The sequence below is a fragment of the Chryseobacterium sp. Leaf404 genome (assembly GCF_001424145.1).
GTDB lineage: Bacteria > Bacteroidota > Bacteroidia > Flavobacteriales > Weeksellaceae > Chryseobacterium.
Genome location: NZ_LMQM01000003.1, coordinates 55,374 through 69,799, shown reverse-complemented (window position 1 = coordinate 69,799; position 14,426 = coordinate 55,374). Strand labels below are relative to the sequence as shown.

17 protein-coding genes and 2 pseudogenes are annotated in these 14,426 nt (G+C 35.2%); 8 read left to right on the top strand and 11 right to left on the bottom strand.

What is annotated here, in order from left to right; genetic code table 11:
• Positions 1-52: 52 nt before the first annotated feature.
• Positions 53-718 carry an SDR family NAD(P)-dependent oxidoreductase gene (locus tag ASG31_RS04550; RefSeq protein ID WP_056028573.1) on the bottom strand — a complete coding sequence of 222 codons (666 nt, stop codon included), beginning with the start codon at positions 716-718 and terminating at the stop codon, positions 53-55.
• Positions 719-726: 8 nt separating this feature from the next.
• On the opposite strand from ASG31_RS04550, the gene ASG31_RS04545 reads away from it, so the two are divergent.
• The 5 genes and pseudogenes from ASG31_RS04545 to ASG31_RS04530 all read left to right on the top strand — a co-directional run bounded on the left by ASG31_RS04545 (position 727) and on the right by ASG31_RS04530 (position 4,376).
• Positions 727-1,107 carry a DUF3526 domain-containing protein gene (locus ASG31_RS04545; protein ID WP_157844439.1) on the top strand — a complete coding sequence of 127 codons (381 nt, stop codon included), beginning with the start codon at positions 727-729 and terminating at the stop codon, positions 1,105-1,107.
• A complete protein-coding gene (locus ASG31_RS04540) occupies positions 1,101-1,796 on the top strand; it encodes an ABC transporter ATP-binding protein (RefSeq protein WP_056028568.1) in 696 nt (231 codons plus the stop codon). The genes ASG31_RS04545 and ASG31_RS04540 overlap by 7 nt, the downstream gene beginning before the upstream one ends.
• A 315-nt stretch (positions 1,797-2,111) precedes the next feature.
• Positions 2,112-2,402, top strand: a pseudogene (locus ASG31_RS19155) (AraC family ligand binding domain-containing protein); the annotation flags it as partial.
• A gap of 225 nt (positions 2,403-2,627) precedes the next feature.
• The gene (locus tag ASG31_RS18850) at positions 2,628-2,993 is read left to right on the top strand and encodes a helix-turn-helix domain-containing protein (RefSeq protein ID WP_231433806.1); all 366 of its coding nucleotides are present in this window, start codon (positions 2,628-2,630) and stop codon (positions 2,991-2,993) included.
• A gap of 138 nt (positions 2,994-3,131) precedes the next feature.
• A complete protein-coding gene (locus tag ASG31_RS04530; protein WP_056028562.1) occupies positions 3,132-4,376 on the top strand; it encodes an NAD(P)/FAD-dependent oxidoreductase in 1,245 nt (414 codons plus the stop codon).
• A gap of 772 nt (positions 4,377-5,148) precedes the next feature.
• Here ASG31_RS04530 and ASG31_RS04525 read toward each other — a convergent pair.
• The 4 genes from ASG31_RS04525 to ASG31_RS04510 form a co-directional block, all read right to left on the bottom strand.
• The gene (locus tag ASG31_RS04525; protein WP_056028559.1) at positions 5,149-5,925 is read right to left on the bottom strand and encodes an oxidoreductase; all 777 of its coding nucleotides are present in this window, start codon (positions 5,923-5,925) and stop codon (positions 5,149-5,151) included.
• A 45-nt stretch (positions 5,926-5,970) separates the two neighbouring features.
• Entirely contained in the window at positions 5,971-6,600 is a 630-nt protein-coding gene (locus ASG31_RS04520) for a nitroreductase family protein (protein ID WP_056028556.1), read from the bottom strand.
• 56 nt (positions 6,601-6,656) lie between these two features.
• Positions 6,657-7,232 carry a TetR/AcrR family transcriptional regulator gene (locus tag ASG31_RS04515; protein WP_056028553.1) on the bottom strand — a complete coding sequence of 192 codons (576 nt, stop codon included), beginning with the start codon at positions 7,230-7,232 and terminating at the stop codon, positions 6,657-6,659.
• 268 nt (positions 7,233-7,500) lie between these two features.
• A complete protein-coding gene (locus ASG31_RS04510; protein WP_056028550.1) occupies positions 7,501-7,809 on the bottom strand; it encodes an antibiotic biosynthesis monooxygenase family protein in 309 nt (102 codons plus the stop codon).
• Between the two features lie 139 nt (positions 7,810-7,948).
• On the opposite strand from ASG31_RS04510, the gene ASG31_RS04505 reads away from it, so the two are divergent.
• The gene (locus ASG31_RS04505; RefSeq protein ID WP_056028545.1) at positions 7,949-8,302 is read left to right on the top strand and encodes a winged helix-turn-helix transcriptional regulator; all 354 of its coding nucleotides are present in this window, start codon (positions 7,949-7,951) and stop codon (positions 8,300-8,302) included.
• A 172-nt stretch (positions 8,303-8,474) separates the two neighbouring features.
• Here ASG31_RS04505 and ASG31_RS04500 read toward each other — a convergent pair whose 3' ends face one another.
• The 6 genes from ASG31_RS04500 to ASG31_RS04475 all read right to left on the bottom strand — a co-directional run bounded on the left by ASG31_RS04500 (position 8,475) and on the right by ASG31_RS04475 (position 13,315).
• The gene (locus ASG31_RS04500) at positions 8,475-9,221 is read right to left on the bottom strand and encodes an SDR family NAD(P)-dependent oxidoreductase (protein WP_056028542.1); all 747 of its coding nucleotides are present in this window, start codon (positions 9,219-9,221) and stop codon (positions 8,475-8,477) included.
• Between the two features lie 378 nt (positions 9,222-9,599).
• Positions 9,600-9,989 (bottom strand): RidA family protein, encoded by a 390-nt coding sequence (locus ASG31_RS04495; protein ID WP_056028539.1) that lies wholly within the window; start codon positions 9,987-9,989, stop codon positions 9,600-9,602.
• Positions 9,990-10,067: 78 nt separating this feature from the next.
• Positions 10,068-10,640 carry a Crp/Fnr family transcriptional regulator gene (locus tag ASG31_RS04490; RefSeq protein ID WP_056028672.1) on the bottom strand — a complete coding sequence of 191 codons (573 nt, stop codon included), beginning with the start codon at positions 10,638-10,640 and terminating at the stop codon, positions 10,068-10,070.
• Between the two features lie 35 nt (positions 10,641-10,675).
• The gene (locus ASG31_RS04485; protein ID WP_056028536.1) at positions 10,676-11,587 is read right to left on the bottom strand and encodes a helix-turn-helix domain-containing protein; all 912 of its coding nucleotides are present in this window, start codon (positions 11,585-11,587) and stop codon (positions 10,676-10,678) included.
• Between the two features lie 74 nt (positions 11,588-11,661).
• Positions 11,662-12,399 (bottom strand): SDR family NAD(P)-dependent oxidoreductase, encoded by a 738-nt coding sequence (locus ASG31_RS04480; RefSeq protein ID WP_056028669.1) that lies wholly within the window; start codon positions 12,397-12,399, stop codon positions 11,662-11,664.
• A gap of 4 nt (positions 12,400-12,403) precedes the next feature.
• Positions 12,404-13,315 carry an NAD(P)H-binding protein gene (locus ASG31_RS04475; RefSeq protein WP_056028533.1) on the bottom strand — a complete coding sequence of 304 codons (912 nt, stop codon included), beginning with the start codon at positions 13,313-13,315 and terminating at the stop codon, positions 12,404-12,406.
• Positions 13,316-13,738: 423 nt separating this feature from the next.
• Here ASG31_RS04475 and ASG31_RS19150 point away from each other — a divergent pair.
• Both ASG31_RS19150 and ASG31_RS19050 read left to right on the top strand, forming a co-directional pair.
• A pseudogene (locus ASG31_RS19150) lies at positions 13,739-13,789 on the top strand (hypothetical protein); the annotation flags it as partial.
• A gap of 34 nt (positions 13,790-13,823) precedes the next feature.
• Positions 13,824-13,952, top strand: a complete 129-nt coding sequence (locus tag ASG31_RS19050; RefSeq protein ID WP_262483836.1) for a hypothetical protein — start codon at positions 13,824-13,826, stop codon at positions 13,950-13,952.
• Positions 13,953-14,426: the final 474 nt, after the last annotated feature.

The window sequence follows — 14,426 nt, the reverse complement described above, 5'->3', positions numbered from 1 at the left end:
AAGTAAGCTGCCTAAAAATAAGCAGCTTAACAAAGTTTCAAATGTACGGAATTTATGCACCTGTCGAGTTATTGAGTAATAATAAAGCCTCTTCAGGTGAACGGAGATAAGTCTGATAAATATCTTGCGTCAAGCCTGGTCTGATTTCAAATTCTTTATTTTTAATTCCAAGAATTAATTGTTCAATAACTGATTCCGGAGACACTTTTAAGTCTGATTCTACAGCTTTCGAAAAAGGAGAATCTACCAACGGCGCCATCAATTCATAAACTTCAATCAATGAGTTTTTCCTTTGAAGTACAAGACGAAGTCCCACAATATAATTATGGAGAGCTGCTTTTGTGGCGCTGTAGGTGGGATGCAGAATATCCGGTACAAAGGCAACCCCTGAAGTTGTAATAATAAATGACGCATTTTTCTTAGATGCCAAAATTGGTTCTAAATGATGCGTAAGGTAAACTACGGGATGGTAATTAGTTACCATTTCTTTTTTGCTGATTTCAAACGCGTCATCGTTATCAAGCAGAGTGTAATTTGTTGCAATACCTGCGTTAAGAAAAACCATATTTAAATCAGGATATTTCTCCTTCACTTCTTTTACCAATGACTCATGCTGAGCTGGTTGAGAGAGGTCACAGACAATGTAAGACGCATTTTTCAGTCGTGAAGCTTCGATTTTTAATCTTTCTTCGTTATTCCTACACTTGGTATTATGCAATGCAACATATGGCAGATGTCGAATCTGCCGGGTCTTCAAAACAATTTCAGGCTAAAATGCAAAGCAGAAATGATGCAGCCATTTACCTAGGCTATCTTTTGCCGAACATTCAGACACAATTGGTTCAAAGCCAAATTGCCAAAACAGGAATGGAAAACCAATTAAATTATGCCCAAGGTCTGAAAAATTTCCACGAAAAACAGAGGCTGTATTTCTATCCGTATATTTTTGAAAATGCCAATGCTAACATTGTTGATTGGGCGAAACAAACTGTAAAAATCTATAATGACCTCCAGAAAATCAATCTTTTTATAGTGTTTTTCCCTTATTTAATTCTCATTTCTTTACTCCTAATCCTTTCACAAATAAAATTCAGAAAGCTATGTTAAAAACCATCGATCTCCATAAAAAATACAACGATTTTATAGCATTAAAATCCCTTGATCTCGAAATTCAGGAAGGTGAGATCTTCGCTCTTCTCGGACAAAACGGAGCCGGAAAAAGTACCACCATCAATATTCTTTTAGGTTTAATCAAGGCCACATCGGGTGATGCTTTTATCAATAATATTTCGGTAAAAGACCATCCTGAAAAGATCAAGAAACATTTGGCTTATATCCCGGAAACCGTATTGCTGTATCCAAATCTTACCGGAATTGAAAATCTTGATTTCTTCTCTAAAATTGCAGGTTTCAATTATAACAAAAACGAACTTTCCGAATTACTGAAACGTACAGGATTACAGGAGATCGCTCACGAAAAACCTTTGGGCGGTTATTCAAAAGGGATGCGTCAAAAAGTGGGAATCGCCATCGCACTTGCAAAAGATGCCAAAGTTCTCCTTCTCGATGAACCTACAAGTGGACTCGACCCGATCGCAACCGCAGAATTTACAGAAATTATTCGCCAATTGGGACAAGAGGGACGAACCATTTTAATGGCGACGCACGATATCTTTAACGCCGTAAGTGTCGCGACCAATATCGGAATTATGAAACAGGGCGAATTGGTTCAAAATCTTCCTTCAAAAGCTTTTTCTGCTGAGGAATTGCAGGACTTATATCTAAAAACAATTTAATATTGGAAGTGAAAAAGGAATGTTATATGCGGTAAATCATTCATAAATTGTCATTTCCAAGAATGGTTCTAATTATCTTTTTACAAAACATTAATTATAGATTAGGCACTAAGTTTCCTTTGTTTAGTGCCTTTCTTATTTGAAAAACCAAATTTTCTTATTTATTGATATAAGGGAATTATAAGTCTTTGACTCTTTGTAACCTTTGACTCTTTGTAACCTTTAATTCAATAGTCTTTAAAACATCAACTGCATTTAAGAAAATGTTTTAATTTTGATAGTTTTGAGACTTTATTTTAACTATAAATTTCAATAATGAGGGACATAAACAGTGATTTCTTTCAAATTGCTCAAATTCTGAATCATTTAGGTTTAAAACAAAATCTAAAGAATCTCGCAGTTTTATTTAAATCCAATTTGGAGCAATATGAGGTTTTATCATTTAGACCCGATCATTTTTCTATATTGATTATTAAAAAGGGGCAATTGGATGTCAAGGTAAACTCGACGGATTATAAATTGACAAAAAATAATATCTTTATTATACCACCTGGAAAGAATCTGGAATTGAATGTTAGAAAAGATGTTCAATATTATGCTGTTCTTTTTACTGAGAAATATATCAATAATTCAGTGTTTTTTCAGAAGCATTTTAAACTGTATCCTTTTTTCAACCATGAGATCTTATCTTCTTTTAAACTTAAGGGTGACGAAGTGCTCTTTATGATATCACTTCTTCGACCATTGCAGGCTAAACTAGCTGAAAATTCTAACATAAAGGAAGATCAAAATATTTGTGAATTACTTTTTCAAATATTTATAATGCAATTGATGGCTTACTTCAATATGGATGATCAACACCTCTCTATTAATAAAAATGATCTGATATATCGGTTTTTAAATCTGGTTTCCATCAATTACAAACAAAGAAGAGATGTGAAATTTTATTCTGAAAAGCTATCTGTCAACCCGAAATATCTGAGCCAATTGCTCAGCATGAAAACAGGAAAATCTGCTAAGGAATATATTGACGATGCGGTCATAATGGAAGCGAAAATGCTGTTGGATAATCCGCAGAATAGCGTTAGGTCTGTTGCTGACGAGCTTTGTTTTTCAGATCAGTTTCATTTCAGTCAGTTTTTTAAAAGGAAAACCCGAAAGACACCAACTCAACACCGGTTGGAATCTGACCTTTAAACATATTCTGACGACTTATACACATTCTATTTCCCTGATTCTGTACGTTACTTTGCATCATGAAAGTAAGATCTTTGATGTTTAAAGATCAATTGATCATTTACTTTTAAAATCAATTAAAATCTTTACTAAAATTGCATGAAAAAGAAAGTGGTTATTGTGGGAGGAGGATTTGCCGGTTTGAATCTGGCAAAGAATTTATCTAAAAACAAAAATTTTGAGATCAAGTTGGTCGACGTTAATAACTATCATTTTTTTCCTCCTCTATTGTATCAGGTAGCATCTTCATTTATAGATCTGTCAAATATCAGTTATCCCTTTAGGAGAATTTTTCAGGGTCATGATAATGTGCGTTTTCACATGGGATCTCTAAAAAATATCAATACAAACGAAAACTACATTGAAACAGAGAAGACAAAATTAGATTATGATTATCTCGTTCTGGCAATGGGGACAGAATCTAACTTTTTCGGAAATAAAAATATCGAAGAAAACTCTCTGCCAATGAAGACCATTCCTGATGCTTTGGCTTTGAGAAATCATGTATTGCTTACGATAGAGGAATGTGCGGAAAACAACGAAAGTGTCAATATCGTCATTGCCGGTGGAGGACCTACTGGAGTAGAACTTGCGGGAGTCTTTGCTGAAATGAAAAACTATCTTTCAAATAAGGAATATCCTGAGGTCGATCCTACAAAATTAGCCACGATATACCTGATCGAAGGTTCTCCGACTCTGTTGGGACCTATGAGCCAAAAAGCGCAGTCTGAAACACATAAGGTTCTGGAAGATCTTGGAGTACAAATTATTACCAATACGTTGGTCAAAGATTATGTTGACAACAAAGTAATTCTTGGCGATGGTTTCACAATTGAAACAAAGATCCTGATCTGGACTTCCGGTGTTATTGCTAAACAGGCTCCGGGACTCTCATCTGAAATATTGGGACGAGGACGCCGAATTATGGTTGATGAGGTGAATCAGGTTATCGGAACTAAAAATATTTTTTGTATCGGTGACCAGAGTATCCAAAACCATGATAGTAAATTTGTAAATGGTCATCCTCAGTTGGCACAAGTTGCAATACAACAAGGATTGTTGCTCTCAAAAAATTTGGAAGCGATCAGTCAAAGTAAGAGAACTTCTCAATTCCGATACAACGACAAGGGAAGTATGGCTATCATTTCGAAGTATAAAGCGGTTGTCGATCTACCAAGAGGATTTCTTAAAGGCTTCTTTGCGTGGCTGGTATGGCTATTTATTCATATCATTCCGTTAGTTGGTTACGGTAATCGTCTGAAATTAGCACTTAATTGGGTAATTAGCTTTACGACAAACAATCCTTCTTTGCGATTGCTGATAAGACATAAATCAAAAGATTAATCTTTAAAAACTATCAACATTTAGTTTTAAGTTGTGATGTTGATGAGTATCAACCACACAACAGGTATCGATTCGACCCAAAAAATTGTGTAGTATTTTTGGCGATCATACCGTGCAAAATAGGTCATTGCAATATTCGCATCTACCAAAATAAGATTCACCAATACCTTATTTTCATATTGTGTTCTCTTAAAGAAATCTAAGATAAAAAAAGAAGAAAAAAAGTGTATAGATAACAATTACAGCGTTGGAGTATGATACCATCGATATCGATTTTTTCAGTCCGGCAAGAAAAGATTGGATAGAGGGAAAGGATAATTATTATGAAAAGAAATAGGTTTATCTAAAAGTTTAAAAATCAACCTTACCCCTTTATTATTATGAAAAAATCAATTTTTAATCTGTCTCTTTTTGCTTTGTTTTCTTCCGTTTCGGGTATTGCACAACAGCCTATTAAAAGTCAAAAAAAATCTCAGAAAGAAAGAATTTGGCATTATTCTACGATTGATGCTATTAATTAGGGCTTGATAAACTAATTCCTTTAGAGTTAGTTTCAGGAGGTTTAAAAAAAAGTTGATTACAATATAAAAACCAACAACTCCTCTTTTGATAAAATCTTGAAGTCTTAGATAAATTTACTGATTCGTGTGATAGGGATTTCATACTTTTGTTACTGACAATTCATAATGGATTTTTAGTTATCAACTTAAAAATAAAAGGAAAGAAAGGTTTAAATTAATGTTTAAACCTTTCTTATTATATCAATTCAGCATTATTGTACAACAGGAAAAAGGCCTCCGTCCACATAGTAATTTGAACCTGTGACATAACTTGCAGCGTCTGACACTAAAAATGAAACTACATTTGCTACTTCATCTGTAGAAGCCATTCTTCCCATTGGAATACCTCCAGCAGATTCGATAAATTCTTTTGTTGTTTGCTGCACTGAGATGTTACTTTCTTTAGCTTTATTTTCAATAAACAGCTCTGTCATTTCTGTATTGATTATTCCTGGAGAAACTAAATTAACACGCACACCACTGGAAGCTAATTCATTAGCTAAACCTTTACTATAAGTGTTTAATGCAGATTTTACTGTAGCATAGGTCAAATTGAACTGATGAAATGGCTTATAGGCTGATACAGTTGTAATATGGATGACAACACCACTTTTTTGTGCGACCATGCTTGGGATAAAAGCTCGGTCTACACGAATACAGGACAATACATTAAAATTAAATTCATTCATCCATTGCTCATCCGTTGGTGTTTGATAACCACCTCCGGGACCAGTTAGGCCTCCAGCATTATTGATCAGTATATCAATTTTACCATATTTTCTAATTATCTTTTCTGCTAACGTGTCGACAGATTCCGCATTGGTAACGTTACTTTTTATAAATTCATGATCAGGTAGTTCAGGTTCATTTCTAGCTGTGACGATCACAGTTGCTCCTTGAGCACTTAATTGATCGGCGATAGCCTTGCCTATTCCTTTGGTCCCACCCGTAACAAGGGCAATCTTACCAGTTAATTTTTGATTTGACATGTAACGAAAATTTTAAAATGATTGTTTCAGATTAAATGAAAAAAATTATTTGATGATTGTGGAAAACTCTTCTATGGGAAGACGTACTTTTTTAAGCTTTATATTCCAGTCATTCTCTGAATCTCTGTAACCTAAGGCTAATAACAGAACGCTGTTTAAACTTTTTCCGTCCAGACTTAGAGCTTCGTTTACAATTTGGGAATCGAAACCCTCCATTGGTGTGGCATCAACTTTTAATTCAGCAGCTGCAATTAGTGCAGTACCCAGGCCGATATAAGCTTGCTTTGCAGCCCATATAGCACTTTCTTCTTCAGTCTTATTAAGATGATAAAATTCTAATGCATTTTTGTAATCTTCCAATTCAGAAATCGGCATATTGCGTACTTTAGCATTCAAATTCATGAATTCTTCAATATATCCTTTTGTCATTTTATGATAGGAAGCAAAAACGATCACATGTGAAGCTTCTTCTATCTGCGCATTAAAAGATTCTCCTCTCAATTTTTTTTGAAGTTCCTTATTTTCAATAATGAAGATCCTATAAGGCTGCAACCCACCCGAGGAAGCAGACAGATTGATAGCTTCAATGATCTTGTCAATTTTTTCCTGATCTACTTTTTGGTTGCTGAACTTTTTCACGGTATAACGCCAGTTCAAATTTTCTAATAATTTCATATATATAATTTTAATATGTATTTTAAAATGATTGTTTCAGATTTTAATAAAAAAAATTAAAGAAGGGTTTTGATCAAAAAATCGCCCATCTTTTGGATCTGCTTCTTATCTTTATTTAGAATATACATTTCGTACCAACCAGTAAAACTGTTGACGATATAATGTGCGGTGGCTTCCATATCCAGATCATTATGTAGCTGCCCCTCAGCTATTGCTCTTTCTAGCAAACCTCTGACTTGGTTATAAGAAAATTCAGCATCAGTTTTAAGGATCGAATGAATCTGTGGATCACGTTCCGCCATCTCGAAAGAAGCTTTGATAGCCATACAGGCAGCAGGTGTCTGGTCTATACTTAACGTAACTACTTTGATCAGATCTTTTAGCTGCTCCAGTGCAGATGCCTGCCCCTGCGTCAGTTCAAGAAATCTTTGCTGACGTTGTTCTGTGTATTTCTCCAAGCACCTGATAAATAATGTATGTTTGTCCCCAATGGTATTGTATAAGCTACTACTATTTATTCTCATAGCATCCGTCAGGTCACGCATAGATGTAGCCGTGTACCCATTGGTCCAAAAAACTTCCATAGCTTTATCGATCGCCCGTTCCTCGCTGAATTCTACATTTCTTGCCATAACGGTTACAAATATACAACTTATTTTGAAATGATTGTTTTAAATAGGTGTTTTGTAAGCAATTTGATCTCAAACTCTGCGTATCTATCTATTTTTAATTAATTAAAAAATGTAAAAGTATAGTACAGAATAAGCCCAATCATTAAGAATTTCTAATAGCACATCTTTTTAGATGCTATAACCAAAAGATCTCCCCTAAACTTTAAAATCGGTTAATTTCGAACTTTAAAATAAAAAACGTCTCAAATTATTTTGAGACGTTTTTTATCTACTTTTTGAATTTTGCAAAAGACTTATAAACCGACGGCTCACGTACGATTTCCATATCTACCAATAGTTGTTCCCATTCCAGGACGTAAGGTTGTTTAAGGGTTACATTCATAAAGTGGTCGATGTCCTCATTCCAAACTTCATAAACAAGAAATTCTTCTGCCTTCTGAATATTCTGATGAATGGTTGCGTGTACAAAATTTTCCTGCTGGCTTACTGTTTCAAAAAGGTCAGTAAGGGCTTGTTTAAATTGTTCGTGGTTATCCGGTCTTGCTGTAAATTTAATTGCTAATGTAAACTTTTCCATTTTTTATAAGGGTTTATAATTGTATTAATCAACGTTTTATAATTCGTCTCATTTTCTTATGCAAATATACCAACTATTTGTTTAAATTTGTAACGAAGTATCAAAAAGTAACTGTAACGTATAGGTAACAAAGTAACAAATGACAGACATAAAAACAACAAGCAATTCGTGTGACGCGCACGTGAGAGCCGTAAATGACGCAATGTATGTGCTGAGTGGCAAATGGAAAATTTCAATCTTGGCGTCACTCTGTTTTAACGAAAAAAGGAGATTCACCGATCTGCTTAATGATGTAAGCGGAATATCCAATAAAATGTTGAGTAAAGAATTGAAAGAATTAGAAATTAATAAACTCGCCCAAAGAAATATTCTGAATACCCATCCTGTGAGTGTGTTGTACGAACTGACGCCTCACGGCAAAAAATTGACATCGGTGATTCGGAATCTTTCAGATTGGGGAACAGAACATCGAAAAGAAATTACCAAAGATTAAAACAGACGAAAAAAAGTAAAAATCCCCAACATTTTCTTATTGGGGATCTACTTTAATGTTGCAAGTTTCGCTTAAACAAGTTGTTTTAAAAAGCTCCTGTTTTTTTATAATATTCTTTCAAACCGAAAAAGAGCAATATTTGCGCTCCCCATCTTGAATTAATTATAAGGAATTATTTAGTTGCATAATTTAAATAACCACCGTCAGCGATAATTTCAGTTCCGGTGATGAAACTTGCGGCATCAGAAGCAAGAAATAAAACGGTTTGAGCAATTTCCGAAGGTTCTCCCAATCTTTTCAATGCTGTCACGCTAGCAAAGTGCTGTTTGATTTCTTCAGAGATCACACTGGTCAGTCCGGGAGTAGCCGTTGATCCAGGGCTTACAACATTTACCCGGATATTTCTTCCAGCCAACTCATTAGCAGCAACCTGAGCAATTTTATTTAAGGCTCCTTTGGTAGCGGCATATACACTTGTACCAACATTTGCCGCTGTTGCCGCTGTTGAAGAGGTAATTATGACCGAAGCACCATCAGCCAAATGAGGAATTAATTTCTGTAGTGTGAAAAAATGTCCCTTAACGTTGGTGTTAAATTGCCCATCAAAATCTTCTTCTGTCATTTGCTCAATTCCTTTAAATGTTCCTATTCCAGCATTTAAAAATAGTACATCTATTTTATGGCCACTTTCAGCAATAGCTTTTTCCAAAATGGAAATTTCTTCCAGCTTGGATGTATCTGATGTAACGGTTTTTAAATTTGGACTGTTGATTTCAGCGGCAGCTTTTTCCAGTTTGTCTGCGGTTCTTCCAGTGATCCAAACTTTCGCTTCAGCATTGATGAATGCTTGCGCAGTGGCAAATCCAATTCCTGTAGTTCCGCCTGTTATAACGGCTACTTTGTCTTTTAATTTGTTCATTTTATTTTAATTAAATCTAAACGGAAATATCTTATCAGGGTAATTGATTTTTTTGACACTTATCTTCATTATTTAAAAAGCTGAGTATGTAAAAATGCTTTATTGTGATCCGATAGAAGCTCTGTTTAGCTGTTATAAATTCTGAGGCAAATGTAAATCATTTAAATTTACTTTAGTAACTTTGTAACTAAAAGTTACTGTAACAAAATCCATACTTTGTAACTTCAATGTTACTATGTTTTAATTTCTAAAGATTAGAAAAGGGTGGTCATTGAGGCGTTATAAATAAAAAGCGGACGTATCTGCAAATACATAAATTGTCAGCAAATCATTCAAAAAAAAGAAGCTGACCTTTTAGACCAGCTTCAAAAATACTAATTACTTCACCACAGTTGCTTCGAACTCCACTTTCAGAGTTTCAAAAAGGGTCTTGACTTCCAAAACAGTGCTAGTTTGCTGTATCTCATTTTTGGTCAGCCATTCCTGAATCACATCAAAGTTTTCAAATAACTCGGCAGAATTGGTATGGTAAATATTGAGACGGACAATGTTTTTTATCTCATAACTGCTTGCAAGAATTACTTTTTCCAAATTTTCAATCGTATGAAAAATTTGGGTTCTCATATCTGCATCACTCGAAATTCCGTCATCACTGATGGCGGTCTGTCCTGATACATAAAGCGTTCCTTCATTATTTTTAACTTCTACTGCCTGCACATAGTTTCTGGCGTCCTGCCATTTCCAAGGATTGATTACTTTCTTTTCCATTGTTTTAAAATTATTGTAATGCAAAGCTCAGGATATTTTTGCTGCAGGGCGTGTGACAAACCTCACAATTTGTAGCTATCAAGAAATTAAGCGGCTGAGGGTTTCTCTTGAAACTCCTAAGTATGAGGCAAGAAGCGACTTTGGAATTCTCTGCATTAATGATGGACTTTTCGCAAGCAGCTGTTCATATCTGTCTTTGGCTCCAGACGTCAGAAAGGATAAAATACGTCTCTCGGAACCAATATGCCCTGCAATGGATTTTTTTAGAAAGAAACGTTCCATCTTCTGCAAACCGTTACAAAGCTTTTCAAAATCCTCCAGCGATAAACTTAGAACCCTGGTGTCTTCTAGACATTCCAATGTAAGCAGAGCATTGCTTTCGGTATAATAAGCCTGAAAATCTGTTTCCCACCAATCTTCCATAGCGAATGAAACAATGTGCTCTTTAGCCTCTTTATCGGTATAAAAAAGTTTTAGAAGGCCAGAAATAACAAAATATACGTATTTCACCGGATCGCCTCCAGTAAAAAGGGACTCTTTCTTTTTAAATTTTTCAAAATTAAAATGTTTGCTTACAAAAGCAAATTCCTCATCCGTGAGCTGTACAATTTTTTCGATATGTTTTCTTAGTGAAGTATAGTCGTCGTCCATCATCTTTTATCTTTAAGTTACAGGTTTCTCTTCTATTAATTAAAAGATTGCCTGAATTCCAGCGGCGTTTGGTTTGTCTTGCTTTTAAAGAGTCTTGTAAACGACTGCGGGTAATCAAATCCCAGCTGATATGCAATTTCAGAAACAGAACGATCTGTTGCAGACAATATTTCTTTGGCATTCTCAATAATTCTCTGATGAATATGTTGTTGTGTGTTGAGTCCTGTTAATGAACGCAACATATCGCTCAGATAATTTGCAGAGACATTTAACTGTTCGGCAAAATACTGAACACTTGGAATTCCGTTTTGTTCCTCATTTTCATTATTAAAATAAATATCCAAAGCATTTTCAAACCGCTGAATGATATTCTGGTTTACAGCCTTGTAGGTTGCAAACTGCCTCTTGTAGAACCGGCTGCTATAGTTAAGGAGCAGCTCTATTTGCGAAACGATAACATCTTGACTGAAATCATCAATTCTGCTTTTGAGCTCTTCGTCTAGAATTTTAAAAACGGAAAACAAGGTCTCCTTTTCCTTTTCGGAAACCCGTAATGCTTCATCTGTATTGTAGGAGAAAAAGCCATAATGCCTGATTTTTTTTGAAAGAGTGTAAGACAAGAAAAAATCAGGATGCACCAACAGAATGTACCCGTTACTTTTCTTATTCAAGGGTTTTTCAAATAACTGCCCCGGCGCTGTAAAAACCAGGCCTCCTTCACCGAAATCATAGTGATGCTGTCCGTATTTTGCCTGCCCGATAGTATCTTTATAGGCGATTTTATAAAAATCGAGCACCAGAAAATCGGGCAGGGGTTCATTAGGCATTTCCATGTCTTCAATACGAATAAAACTCACCAGCGGGTTTTCGGGCTTGGAAAGACCAAATACCTGATGGAATTCTGATAATGAGTTGAATTTGTATATTTTATTTTCTTTGCCTTTCATCTTTTAAAAAAAATTACAGATAATAATTGGTATTATGGATGATACTGCTATATCTTACAAAAATACTGAATTAATTACCAGGGTGTTTCCCCTGTTTCAGGATTATATTCTTCACTGATAAATTTACCGGTAACACCGTCATTTCCAATCATTGCGTATTTGGCTATTCTTTTTCCTCCCTCTTCGGCGGTGCCCGTACCTCTGTGACCATTGAAATCGGTCGCGACAAAACCGGGACAGACGGCATTTACCTTGAAAGCGGTATCCCGTAGCTCATATGCCAGATTGATCGTGTACATATTCATTGCTGCTTTGGATGCCGGGTATAATGCTGCCTTATGACTGTAATACTTCCAATCCGGATCGCAATGAAGTGCTAGTGAACATCCGCTGGATGATACGTTGACAATTCTCGGTTGGTTTGATTCTCTGAGTAGATCCATAAATGTCTGGGTAACCCTTATCACCCCGTAAAGATTGGTATCCATTACTTTTTGAAAAGTTTCTGCCGATGCTTCCAGAGCTGTCTGAGGAAATCCACCATTAATTCCTGCATTGTTGATGAGTACATCTAGAGTTTCTGTTTTGCTTTTGATTACCTGCTTGGCAGATAATATCGATGTCATATCCGTGACATCCAATTGTATAGCTTCAACATTTTTAAATCCGACTTCATTAAGTTTTTGCACAGCAAGTTTGCCATTCTCATAATTTCTGCTTCCGATGAAAACAAAATAACCGTTTTCTAAAAGCTGTTTAGCTGTCTCAAATCCAATTCCTTTGTTTGCTCCTGTAATTAATGCTTTTTTCATCTTATCAATTATTTTGTTGGTTATATTCAGCTGCAAATTCGGTTGCAAAATCGTTAAGTTTTACTTTTCCTAATTCAGGTTTATTCAGGTAAAAATCATCGTAGAGACTTCCATCTGCCTGAGCTTTCTGCATGGCAACCAAACCAGTTGCTATCCATTCATTAATACCTGCCGATAGCATCTGTTTCAATAATTCTTCAGAAGAGATTACTTTCCATTCCAAGTCTGAGTTACCGATAGCTTTTCCTAAAACCCGTGCAATTTCATTGGGTGAAACTTCATCACTGGCAAGATAATGTACAGTTCTTCCATTGAATGGCTTTTCCATTTCTTTAGCAACAGTGGATGCTATATCATCAGGAGAAACCCAAGGTTCTTTCTGGTCGCCACCATAACTTTGAACTATCGCACCTTGTGCTTTTATCATGGGGAGCCATCGGTAGATGTTTGTGAAAAATCCAACAGGACGCATAAACTTGATGGATACATCTTCGGGAAGCGTTCTTAAAATATTTTCAACGGTGTGGTGAACCAGAAGGCTGCCGGTTCCTTTTTCGGAGTGTGCACCCACGCTGCTCAAATGGACGATCTTTTTGACACCGGAATCTTGAACCGCTTTTACATAATTATAGGCAATGTTTTTGAATTCTGCTACGAAATCTATATTCTTATCGAAAAGGCTTCCTATCCCTTCCCAAGCTTCCATCAAATAAACGATATCTGCGCCTCTAAATGTTTGGGTTAAAAAATCGGCGTCTTGAATGCTTCCGATTGCTGGAATTGCATTTAGAGCTTCTATAGCAGAAATTCTTTCTTGTTTACTACTTATGACTGTTACTTTATGTCCATTGGCAATCAATAATTTTGTTAATGGTTTTCCGATGTTCCCTAAAGAGCCAGTTATTACAATATTCATATCTTGATTTTTATACTTGCAAAATTGCATCAAGCTTTGAAAATAAAATTAACAGAATCAGGGTTATCCTAAACCAAAACAAGGGTAATCGGCGGAAAGTTTTTGCTGGGACAAAATAATTACAGTAAATTATATCGATATTATTTGGTAGTGAAAACTGATATTGATTGCAATTTTGAGAGTAGACAAATTAAAATTTGGTGAGCTTTTGTGAGTAATTCACCAAAGATTTTATCAAAGGCAGCTTAAGAACATGAGATGATTGGTCTAGTCTCCAAGACTGTGCCTATTACTAAACCAAGTACTACTGAATAGCAGCTTACATCTTACAATGCTTTCCTTAATAAAATGATTAATCTAAGGTATGCGTGTGAGAAAAAGCATCGTCAAAAAATCGTTGTAAAAGATTTGTTTTTTGTGTAAATGAATAATATTTATTCGTCCCGAAAAATAGGAAAAGCCCTTTGCGAAAACATCAACTTTATGTGGCTCTCCAAAATGAGTATATATGAAAACAAATGGCGCCAACTTTCTTTTGTTGGCGCCATTTTGCGTTGTACCCATAACCGAAGAAATATCGAAACATTTGGTAGAAGATTTGGAAAGAATTTCACAGTTGTCAGGATTGAAAACCTAAACTTTTTACAGGATTAGATTTGCCATTATAGGCAAAAAACTATGTGGTTTTTGTATAGCAAAAGTTTATTTTGCCGATAAGGTTTACTAAAAGTTTTGAATTTTAGTTGATGGCGAAAAATATCATTTTTGAGATATCTGAAATCTTGGAATATTACCAAATCTCAAGAGTAATGTAATATTAATTTTTAAAGGTATCACATATCATTTTATAGAAAGCATTGATCAAGCAATTCTTGAATTTAAAACTATAATTGATTTATCAGTTGCCAAATACAAATATTCTAGGTTTCTGTTTCAAATGTTGTAAACTGGTCGAAATAAACCTTTGAAGACCTTAGTTATGGTTGGATTTCACATTTATGATAATGATGATGAAATCATTTACCGAAAAGTGGACAGAATTAAAAAAATTATGATCTGGTGAAAACCGAGTTAGTTCGAAATTAAAAGAGATTGAATACATTAGTACAAA